This is a genomic window from Ralstonia sp. PBBBR1 (assembly GCF_002256165.1).
Taxonomy (GTDB): Bacteria; Pseudomonadota; Gammaproteobacteria; order Burkholderiales; family Burkholderiaceae; genus Ralstonia; species Ralstonia thomasii.
This window is the reverse complement of sequence record NZ_NKIL01000003.1, coordinates 23,094-38,130: the sequence shown is the minus strand read 5'-3', so window position 1 is coordinate 38,130 and position 15,037 is coordinate 23,094. Positions and strand designations below refer to the sequence as shown.

Annotated in this window: 15 protein-coding genes; 10 read left to right on the top strand and 5 right to left on the bottom strand. The window is 65.4% G+C overall.

The window, feature by feature from the left end:
* From fdh3B to CFE42_RS03640, 8 genes are all read left to right on the top strand, one after another.
* Positions 1-669, top strand: coding sequence for a formate dehydrogenase FDH3 subunit beta (gene fdh3B, locus CFE42_RS03675; protein ID WP_004632143.1), 669 nt, complete (start codon positions 1-3; stop codon positions 667-669).
* Complete coding sequence (locus CFE42_RS03670) at positions 666-911, top strand: hypothetical protein (protein ID WP_004632145.1); 246 nt, start codon at positions 666-668, stop codon at positions 909-911. Before fdh3B ends, CFE42_RS03670 begins: the two co-directional genes overlap by 4 nt.
* Positions 912-934: 23 nt before the next feature.
* Complete coding sequence (locus CFE42_RS03665; RefSeq protein ID WP_004632147.1) at positions 935-2,098, top strand: formate dehydrogenase subunit gamma; 1,164 nt, start codon at positions 935-937, stop codon at positions 2,096-2,098.
* Between the two features lie 35 nt (positions 2,099-2,133).
* A complete protein-coding gene (locus CFE42_RS03660) occupies positions 2,134-2,457 on the top strand; it encodes a hypothetical protein (RefSeq protein WP_004632149.1) in 324 nt (107 codons plus the stop codon).
* Between the two features lie 82 nt (positions 2,458-2,539).
* A complete protein-coding gene (locus tag CFE42_RS03655; RefSeq protein ID WP_004632150.1) occupies positions 2,540-3,091 on the top strand; it encodes a superoxide dismutase family protein in 552 nt (183 codons plus the stop codon).
* 90 nt (positions 3,092-3,181) lie between these two features.
* A complete protein-coding gene (locus tag CFE42_RS03650; protein WP_004632153.1) occupies positions 3,182-4,057 on the top strand; it encodes a formate dehydrogenase accessory sulfurtransferase FdhD in 876 nt (291 codons plus the stop codon).
* A 196-nt stretch (positions 4,058-4,253) separates the two neighbouring features.
* The gene (dcd, locus tag CFE42_RS03645; RefSeq protein ID WP_004632155.1) at positions 4,254-4,820 is read left to right on the top strand and encodes a dCTP deaminase; all 567 of its coding nucleotides are present in this window, start codon (positions 4,254-4,256) and stop codon (positions 4,818-4,820) included.
* Between the two features lie 73 nt (positions 4,821-4,893).
* Complete coding sequence (locus CFE42_RS03640) at positions 4,894-7,173, top strand: arginine/lysine/ornithine decarboxylase (RefSeq protein WP_004632157.1); 2,280 nt, start codon at positions 4,894-4,896, stop codon at positions 7,171-7,173.
* 72 nt (positions 7,174-7,245) lie between these two features.
* On the opposite strand, the gene argH is transcribed toward CFE42_RS03640, so the two are convergent.
* The 3 genes from argH to CFE42_RS03625 all read right to left on the bottom strand — a co-directional run bounded on the left by argH (position 7,246) and on the right by CFE42_RS03625 (position 10,131).
* On the bottom strand, positions 7,246-8,661 hold the full coding sequence (gene argH / locus CFE42_RS03635; RefSeq protein WP_004636396.1) for an argininosuccinate lyase: 1,416 nt from the start codon (positions 8,659-8,661) through the stop codon (positions 7,246-7,248).
* 103 nt (positions 8,662-8,764) lie between these two features.
* Positions 8,765-9,484 carry an anti-sigma factor gene (locus CFE42_RS03630; RefSeq protein WP_004636395.1) on the bottom strand — a complete coding sequence of 240 codons (720 nt, stop codon included), beginning with the start codon at positions 9,482-9,484 and terminating at the stop codon, positions 8,765-8,767.
* A complete protein-coding gene (locus CFE42_RS03625; RefSeq protein WP_004636392.1) occupies positions 9,484-10,131 on the bottom strand; it encodes a sigma-70 family RNA polymerase sigma factor in 648 nt (215 codons plus the stop codon). Before CFE42_RS03625 ends, CFE42_RS03630 begins: the two co-directional genes overlap by 1 nt.
* Positions 10,132-10,339: 208 nt before the next feature.
* Here CFE42_RS03625 and CFE42_RS03620 point away from each other — a divergent pair, with 208 nt between their 5' ends.
* On the top strand, positions 10,340-10,945 hold the full coding sequence (locus CFE42_RS03620; protein ID WP_004636389.1) for a ferritin-like domain-containing protein: 606 nt from the start codon (positions 10,340-10,342) through the stop codon (positions 10,943-10,945).
* A 32-nt stretch (positions 10,946-10,977) separates the two neighbouring features.
* Here the strand turns inward: CFE42_RS03620 and CFE42_RS03615 are convergent, their stop codons facing one another.
* A complete protein-coding gene (locus CFE42_RS03615; protein ID WP_024972311.1) occupies positions 10,978-11,220 on the bottom strand; it encodes a LysR substrate-binding domain-containing protein in 243 nt (80 codons plus the stop codon).
* A gap of 16 nt (positions 11,221-11,236) precedes the next feature.
* Between CFE42_RS03615 and CFE42_RS03610 the strand changes: the two genes are divergently transcribed.
* Entirely contained in the window at positions 11,237-11,989 is a 753-nt protein-coding gene (locus CFE42_RS03610) for an MFS transporter (protein WP_238563849.1), read from the top strand.
* Here CFE42_RS03610 and ppc read toward each other — a convergent pair whose 3' ends face one another.
* Positions 11,990-14,995, bottom strand: a complete 3,006-nt coding sequence (ppc, locus tag CFE42_RS03605; RefSeq protein ID WP_004636385.1) for a phosphoenolpyruvate carboxylase — start codon at positions 14,993-14,995, stop codon at positions 11,990-11,992.
* Between the last annotated feature and the right edge of the window lie 42 nt (positions 14,996-15,037).

Below are 15,037 nucleotides of genomic sequence, written 5' to 3'. Positions count from 1 at the left end.
ATGGCACGTATGAAATTCATCTGTGACAGCGAGCGCTGCATCGAATGCAACGCCTGCGCCACGGCCTGCAAGAACGAACACGAGGTGCCCTGGGGCGTGAACCGTCGCCGCGTGGTGACGATCAACGACGGCATGATCGGCGCGGAGAAATCCATCTCGGTGGCGTGCATGCATTGCTCCGATGCGCCGTGCATGGCGGTCTGCCCGGTCGACTGCTTCTACCGCACCGAAGACGGCGTGGTGCTGCACGACAAGGACGTCTGCATCGGCTGCGGCTACTGCTCGTATGCGTGCCCGTTCGGCGCGCCGCAGTTCCCGAGCCAGGGCACGTTTGGCGTGCGCGGCAAGATGGACAAGTGCACGTTCTGCGCGGGCGGCCCCGAGAAGAACGGCAGCGAGGAAGAATTCGAAAAGTACGGCCGCAACCGCCTGGCCGAAGGGAAGCTTCCGCTGTGCGCGGAAATGTGCTCGACGAAGGCGCTGCTCGGCGGCGACGGCGATGTGATTTCCGACATCCTGCGTAACCGGGTCATGAAGCGCGGGAAGGGCGCGGAGTTGTTCGGGTGGGGCACGGCCTATGGCGGCGCGCCGGGCAAGGGCGGTCAGGCGGCACCGGCAACTCCGGCCGCACCGGCCACGCCGGCTTCGGCGCCGGGAGCGCAATCATGATCGCCCCCGCACGATCGACGAGCCTGGTGATCGCCCTTGGTGCTGTGCTGTTGCTCGGTGCCTGCGGTGAACGCCCGCAAACGGCATTCGCCTCGCACCGCAAGGACGACGCGCCTGCCTACAAGGGCGCGGAGGGCGATCCGTTCATGGCCAAGAACTGGACACCCGGCGACCGCACGAGCTGGGAGAACCAGATCCGCGCGCGCGGCCAATACCAGAACGAGTACAACAAGACGCCATGACGCGCGCAAGCGGAGGTTCGTCCATGGGCACTTCCTGGAAACATCTTGTGATGGCCGTGCTGCTCGGCGGCGCGGCGGCGTGGGCGAACGCGCAGCAGCCGGCCAGTGCGCCGGCAGCCGACCATGCCCCGGTCAATCCGGCCGTACAACCGGCGCAGCCGTTCTCCAACATCGTCTCGGAGAACGTGTTTGATCTGCAGAAGCGCGATCTCGCCAAAGAGGCGCAGGACCAGGCCGCACGCCGCGCGACGCAACCGGGCAACAACGCGCCCGTCTGGCGCGAGGTGAACTCCGATCAGGCGCACTACGCCAGCATTCCCGGGCTGGAAGCCGGCGTGCTGATCCAGCGCACCGGGCAGAAATGGCGGCTGTTCCGCAATGGCGTGATCACCGTGTGGGGCGGTTGGCTCATGGTGCTGGTGCCGTCGGCCATCCTGGCCTTCTTCCTTTGGCGCGGCATGATCCCGCTAAAAGAAGCGCCTACGGGCCGCAAGATCGAGCGCTTCACGCCCACCGAGCGCTACGTGCACTGGACGATGGCGATCTCCTTCGTCACGCTCGGCGTGTCGGGCGTCGTCATGCTGTGGGGCAAGCATTTCCTGTTGCCGATCCTCGGTCATCAGTTGTTCGGCTGGCTGACGTATTTGCTGAAAAACCTGCACAACCTGGTGGGCCCGCTCTTCACGGTCAGCATCATCGTGGCCTTCGTGATTTGGGTGCGGGACAACTTGCCGCGCCAGGGCGACGTGAAATGGCTGCTGAGCCTGGGTGGCATGTTTGCCGGAGAGCACGGCGCCGAAGTGCCGTCGCACCGCTTCAATGCGGGCGAGAAACTCTGGTTCTGGGGCGGGCTCGTCGTGTTTGGGCTGATCCTGTCGGCTTCGGGCTGGACGCTCGATCGCATCGTCCCGGGCGTGGATTACTACCGCAGCATGATGCAACTGGCCGAAGTCATTCACGCGATCGCGGCGGTAGGCATGATGAGCATGTCGCTGGGCCACATCTACATGGGCACGATCGGCATGGAAGGCGCTTACCGCGCCATGCGTGACGGTTATGTCGACGAGGCCTGGGCGAAGGAGCACCACGAACTTTGGTATGACGACGTCAAGGCCGGCAAGATTCCCGCGCAGCGGTCCCAGCCGCCCGCGCCGCCGGCGCCGAGCGAGCAGCCCGCCAAGTCATGACGCCATCGCCTGCCACTCATTCGAGGATCCTCACCATGCATGCTTCCACGCTGACTCGCGCCGCAGGTATGGCACTTGCTGCCGCCATGCTGGTCCTGACAAGCGGACTGGCCGGCGCCAAGCTGCCGGCACCGACGGAAGAACAGAAGGCACAGGCGGATCTGGCGAAGGCCAAGGCAGCCTGGGGCGACAAGGTGGCCGCGTTCCAGACGTGCAAGGCCCAGGACAAGGCGGCGGCGTCGTACCAGGCCGGCGGCAAGGCTGCGCATACGCAACCGGGCGCGCCGTGCGTGGATCCGGGGCCGTTTGTCGCGCCTGTGCCCGCAGCATCGGCACCGGCACCGGCGGCCAAAGGGTGAACCGTTGGTTCCAATGTTGCGTGTTCATCATCCGGCAGTACAATCGTTCGCTCCCCGAGTGAACCCTGACTGGAGGTGACACATGAAGCAACTCGCGATTGCACTCGCCGCGATCGGCCTGATGGCCGGCTGCGCATCGAACTCAGCGTCGACGGCCAAGGCGGCTAATGCCGGTGACGGCGCCATGACGGCCTCGGCCGTGCTGGCACCCAAGAGCGGCAGCACCGTGCAAGGCAGCGTGAAGCTCGCGCAGCAAGGCGACAATCGGGTTGCCATCGCCGTGGATATTTCCGGCCTGCCGGCCAACGGCATGTTCGGTTTCCACGTGCATGAGAAGGGCGATTGCTCGTCGGCGGATGGCAATAGCGCCGGCGGTCACTTCAACCCGACCGGCCAGCAACACGGTGATCCGCGTCAAGGTGCGCACCACGCCGGCGACATTCCGATGCTGCAATCCGATGCCAACGGCAAGGCTGTCGGCTCGATCGTTCTTTCCGGCGTGACGCTGTCGCCTGGGCCCACCAGCCTGGTCGGCCACGCGCTGATCGTCCACGCAGGCAAGGACGACTACACGACCCAGCCCACCGGCAATTCCGGCGGGCGCATCGCCTGCGGCGTGATCGTGGCGAACTGATCGCCCGCACGCGGTACCTGCTCTCGGGCAGGTACCAACCGCAGCATGCGCACGCTCGCCGTGCGCATTTTTATTTGAACGAAGACATCGATGCCGCTGCGCCCCGAACTGACCAACGCTTCTGTTCCACTGCTCGACGAGGTTGAAGTGCTCGACGAGCTGGGCCGCGCACGCCATGTCTACATCCCTGGTGAACGCCCGCTCACGGTCTATCTCGACAAGCGCGAACTCGTCACGCTGATGACGCTGGGCGGCGCGCCCGAAGCGCTCGTACTCGGCTATCTGCGTAACCAGCGCCTGGTCAGCAGCATCGAAGACATCGCCTCCATCCAGGTCGATTGGGAAACCGAATCGGCTGCCGTGTCCACGCGCGCCGGCATCGCCGACCTGGACGAGAAGACCGCCCGCCGCACCGTGACCACCGGCTGCGGGCAAGGCACCGTGTTTGGCTCGCTGATGGACGAGATCGACGCCATCCATCTGCCGCCCGACGCGCGCATGACGCAGACCACGCTGTACCGCGTGGTGGACGCCATCCGCCTGCAGCAGTCGATCTACAAGCAGGCGGGCTCCGTGCATGGCTGCGCACTGTTCGATGCGCACGGCCAGCTGCTGCACTTCATTGAAGACGTGGGCCGCCACAATGCCGTGGATGCCATCGCCGGCCGCATGTGGCTTGAGGGCATGGAGGGCGGCGACAAGATCTTCTACACCACCGGCCGCCTGACCTCCGAGATGGTCATCAAGGGCGCGCAGATGGGTATTCCGTTCCTGTTGTCGCGCTCAGGTGTCACGCAGATGGGCCACCAGATGGCGCAGCGGGTCAACCTGACGCTGTTTGCGCGGTGCACGGGGCGGCACTTTCTGCTCTACACGGGACGGGACCGTTTTGTGGCCGAGCCGGGAGTGGCCGGCATGGTCGGGCCGCGCGGGGAACTGCTCCAGGCGGCGGAATCCGGCCGCTGATCCGCTCGCGTTTGCCCGGATAAGGCCAGCGCAAGCCATCGGCCGCCACGGGGTTTTCCGTCACAGGTTTGGGAGTACAATCCGCGTTCCAAACCGGCCCCAGGCGCGGGCCCGGCCGCTGGCGTGACCAAATGGGGACAGTTTTCGCACCGCGAAGGCTGCCCCCATTTGTTCATCCAAGGTATCTGGACGCTCCATGAGCATCAAATCCGACAAGTGGATCCGCCGCATGGCAGAGCAGCACGGCATGATCGAGCCGTTCGAGCCCGGTCAGGTGCGCGAATCCGATGGGCGCCGCATCGTTTCCTACGGCACGTCGAGCTACGGCTACGACATCCGCTGCGCCGACGAATTCAAGATCTTCACCAACATCAACAGCACCATCGTCGATCCGAAGAACTTCGACGAGAAGTCGTTTGTCGACTTCAAGGGCGATGTGTGCATCATCCCGCCGAACTCGTTCGCGCTGGCCCGCACGATGGAGTATTTCCGCATCCCGCGCACGGTGCTGACCGTGTGTCTGGGCAAGAGCACGTACGCGCGCTGCGGGATCATCGTCAACGTCACGCCGTTCGAGCCTGAATGGGAAGGGTACGTGACGCTCGAGTTCTCCAACACCACGCCGCTGCCCGCCAAGATCTACGCTGGGGAAGGCTGCGCGCAGGTGCTGTTCTTCGAGAGCGACGAGGAATGCGAAACCTCGTACAAGGATCGTGGTGGCAAGTACCAGGGCCAGCACGGTGTGACGCTGCCCAAGACCTAGTTTTTGTAGTCCGTTTCCGCGCGTTCAGGCGTATCCGGAGCGGTGCCTTTAGCTGCATCCATAAGGAACCACGATGAAATTCCGCTTTCCCGTCATCATCATTGACGAGGACTTCCGCTCCGAGAACATCTCCGGGTCGGGCATTCGCGCGCTGGCCCAGGCCATCGAGCAGGAAGGGATGGAGGTGACCGGCCTCACCAGCTATGGTGACTTGACCTCGTTCGCGCAACAGTCCAGCCGCGCGTCCACCTTCATCGTCTCGATCGACGACGACGAGTTCATCAATCCGGACAACGACAAGCCGGAACCGGAAGCCGTCGAAAACCTGCGCGCCTTCGTGGCAGAAGTGCGTCGCCGCAACGCCGACATCCCCATCTTCCTGTACGGCGAAACGCGCACCTCGCGCCATCTGCCGAACGACGTGCTGCGCGAGCTGCACGGCTTCATCCACATGTTCGAGGACACGCCCGAGTTCGTGGCCCGACACATCATTCGTGAAGCGCGCAATTACCTGGATTCGCTGCCGCCGCCGTTCTTCAAGGCGCTGATCGACTACGCGCAAGACAGCTCGTATTCGTGGCATTGCCCGGGGCACTCGGGCGGCGTGGCGTTCCTGAAGAGCCCGGTGGGGCAGGTGTTCCATCAGTTCTTTGGCGAGAACATGCTGCGCGCCGACGTCTGCAACGCCGTGGAAGAACTGGGCCAACTGCTGGATCACACGGGTCCCGTGGCCGCGTCTGAGCGCAACGCTGCGCGCATCTTCGGTTCGGACCACATGTTCTTCGTGACCAACGGCACGTCGACGTCGAACAAGATGGTGTGGCACGCCAACGTGGCGCCCGGTGACATCGTGGTGGTGGACCGCAACTGCCACAAGTCGAATCTGCACGCGATCATGATGACGGGCGCGATCCCCGTGTTCCTGATGCCGACGCGCAACCACTTCGGCATCATCGGCCCGATCCCGAAGAGCGAGTTCGAGCCGGAAACGATCGCCAGGAAGATCGCCGACCATCCGTTTGCCAGCAAGGCCAAGAACAAGAAGCCGCGCATCCTGACCATCACGCAGGGTACGTACGACGGCGTGCTGTACAACGCCGAGATGATCAAGAACATGCTGTCGACCGAAATCGACACACTGCACTTTGACGAAGCGTGGCTGCCGCACGCGTCGTTCCACCCGTTCTACGAGAACATGCACGCGATCGGCCACGGCCGTCCGCGCAGCAAGGATGCGCTGGTCTATGCCACGCAGAGCACGCACAAGCTGCTGGCTGGCTTGTCACAGGCCTCGCAGATCCTCGTGCAGGATTCCGAGACGCGCAAGCTCGATACGTATCGCTTCAACGAGGCGTATCTGATGCACACGTCGACGAGCCCGCAGTACTCGATCATTGCGTCGTGCGACGTCGCGGCCGCGATGATGGAAGCGCCGGGCGGCACCGCGCTGGTGGAAGAGAGCATTGCCGAAGCGCTGGACTTCCGCCGCGCCATGCGCAAGGTTGAGCACGAATACCTGGGCACAAATGGTGGCAACGGCCGCGGCGACGACTGGTGGTTCAAGGTCTGGGGCCCGAACGATCTGTCGGACGAAGGCATCGAAGAGCGCGAAGCGTGGATGCTCAAGGCCAACGAGCGCTGGCACGGCTTCGGCAACCTGGCCGAAGACTTCAACCTGCTCGATCCGATCAAGGCCACCATCATCACCCCGGGCCTGGATGTGGACGGCAAGTTCAGCGATTCCGGCATCCCGGCCGCCATCGTCACGCGCTACCTGGCCGAGCACGGCATCATCGTCGAGAAGACGGGTCTGTACTCGTTCTTCATCATGTTCACGATCGGCATCACCAAGGGCCGCTGGAACTCGCTGGTGACGGAGTTGCAGCAGTTCAAGGACGATTACGACAACAACCAGCCGCTGTGGCGCGTGTTGCCGGAATTCGTGCGCCAGTATCCGCAGTACGAGCGCATCGGCCTGCGTGAACTGTGCGACAGCATCCACAGCGTCTATCAGGCCAACGACGTGGCCCGCGTGACGACCGAGATGTACCTCTCGGATATGGAGCCTGCGATGATCCCGTCGGATGCCTGGGCCAAGATGGCGCACCGCGAGACCGAGCGTGTCGCGATCGACGATCTGGAAGGCCGCATCACCGGCATCCTGCTGACACCGTATCCGCCGGGCATTCCGCTGCTGATCCCGGGCGAGCGCTTCAATAAAACGATCGTGCAGTACCTGCAGTTCGCTCGCGAGTTCAACAAGCTGTTCCCGGGCTTTGAGACGGATATTCACGGGCTGGTCGAGGAAGAGGTCGACGGCAGGATGGAGTACTTCGTCGATTGCGTGCGCTGAGTTTCAGTCGCACAAACAAAAACGCCGCGCTGAGTTGATCAGCGCGGCGTTTTTGTTTGAAGCGGCTGCGAATTACTCAGCCAGCGCAGCCCGTGCAAACGCAATGGCTTGCTTCACCTGCTCCGGCGCCGTTCCGCCGATGTGGTTGCGCGAAGCGACCGAGCCTTCCAGCGTCAGCACAGTGTGCACATCGTCGCCGATCAGGTTGGCCTTGTCGCCCAGGCCGCAGATGTCACGCAGTTGCGCGACGGACAGATCCGCCAGGTCGCAGCGCAGGTCGTCGCACGCACGCACGGCGTGGGCCACGGCTTCATGTGCATCGCGGAAGGGCAGGCCGCGCTTGACCAGGTAGTCGGCCAGATCGGTGGCGGTGGCGTAGCCCTGCAGCGCAGCGGCGCGCATGGCGTCGGCCTTGACGGTGATGCCCGGCACCATGTCGGCAAAGATGCGCAGCGTGTCGACCACCGTATCCACCGTATCGAACAGTGGTTCCTTGTCTTCCTGATTGTCTTTGTTATATGCCAGCGGCTGGCCCTTCATCAGCGTGAGCAGGCCAATCAGGTGGCCGTTGACGCGGCCGGTTTTGCCGCGTGCCAGTTCGGGCACATCGGGGTTCTTCTTCTGCGGCATGATCGAGCTGCCCGTGCAGAAGCGGTCGGCAATGTCGATAAAACCCACACGCGGGCTCATCCACAGCACCAGCTCTTCAGAGAAGCGCGAGACGTGCGTCATGATGAGCGCGGCGGCAGCGCAGAATTCGATGGCGAAGTCGCGGTCGGACACGGCATCCAGCGAGTTGCGGCATACGCCTTCGAAGCCGAGTTGCTGTGCGACAAATTCGCGGTCGATCGGGTAGCTCGTGCCTGCCAGTGCAGCGGCACCCAGCGGCAGGCGGTTGACGCGGCGGCGGGCGTCGAGCATGCGCTCGGTGTCGCGCGTGAACATCTCGACGTAGGCCAGCAGGTGGTGGCCGAACACCACCGGCTGCGCGACCTGCAGGTGTGTGAAGCCCGGGACGATGGTGTTGGTGTGCTGCTCGGCCAAGTCCAGCAGCGCGCCGCGCAGGGCCTTGAGCAGACCGACGATGTTGTCGATCTCGCTGCGCAGCCACAGGCGGATGTCGGTGGCGACCTGGTCGTTGCGCGAGCGGCCCGTGTGCAGGCGCTTGCCGGCGTCGCCCGCCATGGCGGTCAGGCGCGCTTCGATGTTCAGGTGCACGTCTTCCAGGTCCAGCTTCCACTCGAACGTGCCGGCTTCGATCTCCTGGCGGATCTGCGCCATGCCCTGTTCGATGGCGGCGCGATCGGCTTCGGCAATGATGCCCTGCTTGGCCAGCATGGCGGCGTGCGCGAGCGAGCCCTGGATGTCGAACAGCGCGAGGCGCTTATCGAAGAACACCGATGCGGTATAGCGCTTGACGAGATCGGACACCGGCTCGTTAAAGCGGGCGGACCACGCTTCGGCCTTCTTGGCGAGTTGGGAGGTCATGGGCGGACAGCTGGAGGAGCGCGGCCGGCGAAGCGCCAGCCGCAAATTCAGGAAACCGCGATTATATCGCCCGACAGGCCTTCCGGCCCCCGCGCCGGGGTGCCTACAGCGTGCTGTCGATCAGCGCGCCCTTGAAGACCACCGGCCCGGTCGGCCCCTGCGGATTGGGCGAGCCGCCACGCGGTTCCACGCTGATGGCGAGCGCCGGCACCTGCCGCAACGGCTGCGCTACCGTCAGCCGCACGGCGCGCTGGTGCCCGATCACCCCAAGTGACTGCGGATGCCCGCCGGGGGGCAGTGCCCAGAGCTGCAAGGCCTGTTCGGTATTGAGCGGCGTTGCATCCAGCCGCTTGAGCGATAGCGTTCCGGTGCGCGCATCCCAGGTGACGAGGACGGCCGCCTGGGCCTGCGCGTCCTGCAGCACGGCCACGGCGTTGGCGACAGGTGCATCACGCAATTGCTGCGCCAGCCGCAGGTTCAGCCCGATCGCGACCGCCGCGACAACCGCCGCGACTGCGGTGGCGCCGCGCCAGAAGCCGGTGCCTTGCCAAATCCGTTGCCAGAGCGCCTTCCGCGCCGGCGTCGGCTCGCGCCAGCCGAGTTGCACTTCCACGCGGCAGAGGATTTCCGGCAGCGGCGCCGTGGCAGGCTGGAGCGCGGGCAAGTCGGCCAGATAGCGTTGCCAGCGTTCAACCGTGGCGCGCACGGCGTCGTCGTGGCGAAGGATCTGCTCGAACCGGCGGCGTGCGCCGGCGCGCAAGGTGCCGACCGCATATTCGGCGGCCAGCTTGTCGACGAGATCGGGGTGGCGGCGCGGGTCCATCACGGTGCTCCGAGGCATTCGCGCAGGCGGTCCAGCCCGCGTCGCATCCAGGATTTGACGGTACCCAGCGGCAGCGAGAGCGTTTGCGCCAGCTCGCTGTGCGACAGGTCACGCAGATAGGCGAGCGACACGACTTGGCGTTGCTTCGGGTCGAGGCGCTTGAGGCATTCGGCCAGCGCGCGGGCCTGCTGACCGGCGAGCGCGATGTCCGCAGGGCCAGGAGCGTGGTCGGCCAGGACATCGGCGTAGGCGTCGTCCAGGGGCACGGATTCCTGCACGCGCTCGGCATGCTGCCGGCGCAGGCAGTCGAGTGCACGGTTGCGCACGATGGTGGTCATCCACGTCATGGGGGCGGCCAGATGCGGGCGGTAATCGCCGGCATGGCGCCAGATGTTGACGAAACTTTCTTGCAAAACGTCCTCGGCCCAGTCCTTCCTGACCAAGATACGCAGCGCGAGCCCAAACAGTTTCGGTGCGCAGCGCGTGTACAGCGTGCGCAGGGCGTCGCGGTCGCCCAGGCTGATGCGTTGCAGCAATGCGGCCAACTCTTCAGCGTCGGCGCTCGGGGGGCGCGCTGCTGCGGACATCGCTGGCGGGTCGGCAGGTTGCGCGGCGGGGTCTTCGGCGGTGCGCTGATAGGTGAGCACGTGGGCAGTTTTCTGTGGACGGTTTTGCCCAAAGTGTAGGTAGAAACCGTGGTCGTGGGTGAATTCACGTGAAAGGCGCTGAGGTTTTATTGCATCCAGTTGGGTACGCCCTTCGTACAAACGATCAGGCGCTGGATAAACGCCTGCGATCCGCACCTCGGCAGTATATGGGTCGCGCTTCTTCCCAACACATGCAAGGAGACGGACGATGGATACGACCAAAGAGATGGATCTGTTCGAAGGGGAGAACCCGCGCATCGATGCGCGCCGCCGCGTGCTGCTGCGCGCTCCGGGGCTGATGGCGCTGGGCTCGCTGGCGGCGGTGTCGCTGGGGCAGTCGATGCCGGCGTGGGCGCAGACGCAATCGGGCAGCGTGAAAGACGACGTCAACATCCTGAACGTGGCGCTCGGGCTCGAGTATCAGGCCATCGCCGCCTATCAGGTGGGCGCGGAAAGCGGCCTGTTGCAAAAGCCCGTACTGGCAACGGCGGTGAAGTTCCAGGGCCACCACAAGGCACATGCATCGGTGCTGGCGGGCACGGTCTCCAAGCTGGGCGGCACGCCCGTCATGGAAAAGAAGGTGGCGGAATACAACTTCCCGGTCAGCCAGTTGAAGACGCAGGCCGACGTGCTGCGTTTTGCCGCCGGGCTGGAGAAGGGCGCTGCCTCGGCCTACTTGGGGGTGATGCCGAGTTTCTACACGCGCGACCTGGCCAAGGCCGCCGCCAGCATCCTGGGCGACGAGACGATGCATTGGGCGGTGCTGCTCTCGGTGCTGGGTGAAGACCCGGTGCCGGTGGCGTTCATCAGCTAAGAGGTTTGTTGGGCCGCCACACCGGCTGCTCGTTACGGTGTGGCGGTTTTTTTTGGCGCGTCGAACGCTTCGACGATGCAATCGAGCAGGGCACGCACGCGCGCGGTCTTGTGCAGATCGGCGTGCGTCACGAGCCAGACGTCCTGCATGCTGCGGCGATTGCGCAACACACGCACAAGTTGCGGATAGATCTGCGCACGCCTGCACACCAGTTCGGTCATCCCAATGCCGGCGGCCACCGCCTCGAACAGCGCCAGCGCCGAGTTGCTCTGCAAGACGACGCGCCCGGTGATGCTTGCGGCGCTGTGTTTTGCCGCGATCGAGTGGCCGGCGCGCGGCGCGCTGTCGCCCTGGGTGTGGGGTGCCGCGCTGCTGACGCTGGCGGCTGGCGCACTGTTCGTCCTGGCCGAACGCCGGGCGCGTGCACCGCTGGTGCCGCTGGCCTGGCTGGGGCATCGCACGCTGGGCGCCGTCAATGGCGTCGGGTTCCTGCTGAACTTCGGCTATTACGGCGCCCTGTTCGTGCTGAGCCTGCATTTGCAGAACGTCGAACATCTGAGCGCACGCCAGACCGGGCTGGTCATGCTGCCGATGGCGGTGAGCCTGTCGGCGGGCAACATCTTCGCGGGCAAGCTGATGGCGCGTTTTTCTACGCCGGCGATGATGCTGGGCGGCCTTGTGATCGGCGCAGCGGGTTTGCTGGCAACGTCGGCTGCGCTGACGGGGCACGTGCACCTGTGGGTGGTGAGCGCGACGATGGTGGCTTACGGCGGCGGTACCGCGCTGGCGATTGCGCCCATGACGTCGACCATCCTGTCTGCGGCACCGGGCGAGTTGGCCGGCACGGCGTCGGGCTTGCTCAACGCCGCGCGGCAGACCGGCAGTTTGCTGGGCGTGGCAGCGGCGGGCGCCGTCGTGACGGTGGTGCCAGGGCTGGCGCACGCCGCGCCGATGGTGTTTGGCCTGATGACGCTGTCATACGCCGGCGCGATGGCGATGGCGTGGATCAGCCGTCGCCCGGCCGCCACCGCGCTGGCTGCCTGATCAGCCGCTATTGCGAAGGCCCGCGGCAATCCCGTTGATCGACAGATGGATGCCGCGCCGCACGCGCGCATCGTCACTGCCGGCCTTGCCCGAGCGGAAGCGCTTGAGCAGTTCGACCTGCAAGTGATTCAGCGGGTCGAGATACGGGAAGCGGTTCTTGATGGAGCGTGCCAGCAGCGGGTTGTCGGCCAGGCGCTCCGACTGTCCTGTGATGGCTGCCAGCATCTGCTCGGTCAACGCGAACTCCGCCGAGATGCGCGAGAACACCGCGTTACGCAGCTTGCGGTCGTCGCAGAGCTGCGCGTAGCGCGAGGCCACGTTCAGATCGGCCTTGGACAGGACCATGTCCATGTTCGACAGCAGGTTCGCAAAGAACGGCCACTGCTTGTGCATGCGCTTGAGCGTGGTCAGGCGCGCGGCGCGGGCCTTTGCGTTGCCGGCGTCGTCCAGCCAGCGCTGCACCGCGCTGCCAAAACCGAACCAGCCCGGCAGCAGCAGACGGCACTGGCCCCATGAGAAGCCCCACGGAATCGCACGCAGGTCTTCGATGCGGCGGTGCTTCTTGTCCATCAGCTTGCGCGAGGCCGGGCGCGAGCCGAGGTTCAGGTCGGCAATCTCGGTGATGGGCGTGGTGGCGAAGAAGTAGTCCTTGAAGCCTGGGGTTTCGTAGACGAGGTTGCGGTACGCGGCAAAGGCGTTGTCCGACAGCGCCTGCATCGCGGCTTCGAACTCCTCCAGGCCTTTCGGGCGGTTGCGCGTGGGCAGCAGCGTCGCTTCCAGCGTGGCCGCGACGATGGTTTCCAGGTTGCGCCGGCCGATCTCGGGGTTGGCGAACTTGCTGGAGATGATTTCGCCCTGCTCGGTCAAGCGGATCTGCCCGTTCACCGTGCCCGGCGGCTGCGACAGGATGGCCTGGTAGGTCGGGCCGCCGCCTCGGCCCACCGTGCCGCCGCGGCCATGGAACAGGCGCAGGCGCACGCCCTTGCGCTCGAACAGCTCCACCAGCGCCAGCTCGGCCTTGTACAGCTCCCAGTTGGAGGTGAGGAAGCCGCCGTCCTTGTTGGAATCCGAATAGCCGAGCATGACTTCCTGCTCGTTGCCCTGCGCGGCCAGTACGGCATCGAAGCCGGGCAGGGCAAGCAGATCGCCCATGATCTGCGAGGCGTTGCGCAAGTCTTCGATGGTCTCGAACAGCGGGATCACCATCACGTCCAGCCCCACGCCAGCGCCATTGGCATTCGCGCGGAACATGCCGGCTTCCTTCTGCAGCAGCATCACTTCGAGCAGGTCCGACAGCGTCTCGGTGTGCGAGATGATGTAGTTGCGCACGATGCGGTTGCCGTAGCGGGCACGCACCTCGCGCGCGGCGCGGAAGATGTCGATCTCTTGCGTAGTCTGCTCGCTGTACGCATGGAACGGCAGCGTCAGCAGACGCGGCTGTTGCAGTTCGCGCAGCAGCAGCGTGCGCTTGTCGGCTTCGGACAGTGCGGCGTACGCGCCTTCCACGCCCGCCACCTTCAGCAGCTCGGCGACGGTCGCTTCATGCACGTCAGACACCTGCCGCAAGTCGATCGACGACAAGTGGAAGCCGAACACATCGATCGCACGCGCCAGCGAGGCCAGACGCGCATCAGCCAGTGCCTCGCCGTGATGTGCCGCCAGCGAATCGGTGACGATCTGGATGTCGGCGCGCAGCTCTTCCGCGCTCGTGTAAGCCGGGGCCGGGCCGACGGCGTGGCGGCCGGCGTCTTCACCGGTCAGCTCGCGGCACGTCGCAGCCAGGCGCGCATACACGCCGATCAGCGCGCGGCGGTACGGCTCATCCGAGCGATGCTCCGATCGATCGGGCGACTGCTCCGCCAGCGCCAGCAATTCAGCACTCACATCCACCTGCGATGTCGACATCGACAGTTCGGCGCCCAGCGCGTGGATCTCTTCCAGATACCACGCAAGGATCACGCTGGCCTGCTTGCGGGCGGCGTAGCGCAGGGTTTCTGCCGTGACGAAGGGGTTGCCGTCGCGGTCGCCGCCGATCCACGAGCCCATCTGGAAGAACGGCGCCAACGGGGTGGGTTCGCCACGTGCGCCACGGCGCGGGAATACGGCAGCGACGTCCTCTTCCAGTTCGCGGTACAGCGCGGGAATCTCGCGCAGGAACGTCGTCTGGTAGTACGACAGCGCGTTTTCGATCTCGTCGGCCACCATCAGACGCGTGGTGCGCAGCATGCGTGTCTGCCACAGTTTGGTCACGTGCGCGCGCAGCAGCGTCGTGTTGCGTTCACGCTCGCGGGTGGTCAGCGGCGTGTCGCGTTCGGCCAGCAGGCGGGCGATTTCACGCTGTGCATCGAGAATGCTCTTGCGCTGCACCTCGGTCGGGTGGGCCGTGAGCACGGGCACGATCAACGCGGCATCGAAGAAGCGGCGCAGCGTCTCACCCGAGACACCCTCGTCGGCCACCGACAGCAGCGCGCGCATCATGCTGCCCGGCTGCGGTGGCGAGCCCGCCAGCGCATGCACGCGGCGGCGGCGGTTGTGGTGCTGGTCTTCGGCAATGTTGGCCAGGTGAGAGAAGTAGCTGAACGCGCGCACCACGGAGTTGGTTTGCTCACGCGACAAGGCTTTCAGCAGGCGGTCGAGTTCCTGCTCGGCCTGGCGGTCGCCGTCGCGGCGGAAACGCACGGCGGTCTGGCGGATCGTCTCGACGGTTTCGAAGGCGGCGCCACCTTCCTGTTCACGCAGCACGTCGCCCAGCAGGCGCCCGAGGAAGCGGATGTCTTCCTTCAGCGGCTGATCCTTGGCCGCGGCGCTGCCCGACGAGCGCCGGGAAGTGGGGCCGAGTGATGCGCCATTGGCTTCGTCCGCGCCATTGGCCTTGGCCACCGGTTTGGCGGCGGGCTTGGCAGCCTTGATGGCCTTCGTGGCCTTGCTGGTCTTGGCGGGGGCGGCGGAAGCCTTGCGGGCGGTGGTCGCGCGCGAGGAAGCGCGGCGCGCGGCGGGCTGCGTCATGGTGTCTCCTAGGTTGGGTGCTCGAAGGTGCCTGAACGGCCC

What these genes read in the sequence shown, in the direction of transcription:
- fdh3B (WP_004632143.1), top strand. Translation starts at nt 1, where the DNA reads ATGGCACGTATGAAATTCATCTGTGACAGCGAGCGCTGCATCGAATGC.
- CFE42_RS03670 (WP_004632145.1), top strand. Translation starts at nt 666, where the DNA reads ATGATCGCCCCCGCACGATCGACGAGCCTGGTGATCGCCCTTGGTGCT.
- CFE42_RS03665 (WP_004632147.1), top strand. Translation starts at nt 935, where the DNA reads ATGGGCACTTCCTGGAAACATCTTGTGATGGCCGTGCTGCTCGGCGGC.
- CFE42_RS03660 (WP_004632149.1), top strand. Translation starts at nt 2,134, where the DNA reads ATGCATGCTTCCACGCTGACTCGCGCCGCAGGTATGGCACTTGCTGCC.
- CFE42_RS03655 (WP_004632150.1), top strand. Translation starts at nt 2,540, where the DNA reads ATGAAGCAACTCGCGATTGCACTCGCCGCGATCGGCCTGATGGCCGGC.
- CFE42_RS03650 (WP_004632153.1), top strand. Translation starts at nt 3,182, where the DNA reads ATGCCGCTGCGCCCCGAACTGACCAACGCTTCTGTTCCACTGCTCGAC.
- dcd (WP_004632155.1), top strand. Translation starts at nt 4,254, where the DNA reads ATGAGCATCAAATCCGACAAGTGGATCCGCCGCATGGCAGAGCAGCAC.
- CFE42_RS03640 (WP_004632157.1), top strand. Translation starts at nt 4,894, where the DNA reads ATGAAATTCCGCTTTCCCGTCATCATCATTGACGAGGACTTCCGCTCC.
- argH (WP_004636396.1), bottom strand. Translation starts at nt 8,661, where the DNA reads ATGACCTCCCAACTCGCCAAGAAGGCCGAAGCGTGGTCCGCCCGCTTT.
- CFE42_RS03630 (WP_004636395.1), bottom strand. Translation starts at nt 9,484, where the DNA reads ATGGACCCGCGCCGCCACCCCGATCTCGTCGACAAGCTGGCCGCCGAA.
- CFE42_RS03620 (WP_004636389.1), top strand. Translation starts at nt 10,340, where the DNA reads ATGGATACGACCAAAGAGATGGATCTGTTCGAAGGGGAGAACCCGCGC.
- CFE42_RS03610 (WP_238563849.1), top strand. Translation starts at nt 11,237, where the DNA reads ATGCTTGCGGCGCTGTGTTTTGCCGCGATCGAGTGGCCGGCGCGCGGC.
- ppc (WP_004636385.1), bottom strand. Translation starts at nt 14,995, where the DNA reads ATGACGCAGCCCGCCGCGCGCCGCGCTTCCTCGCGCGCGACCACCGCC.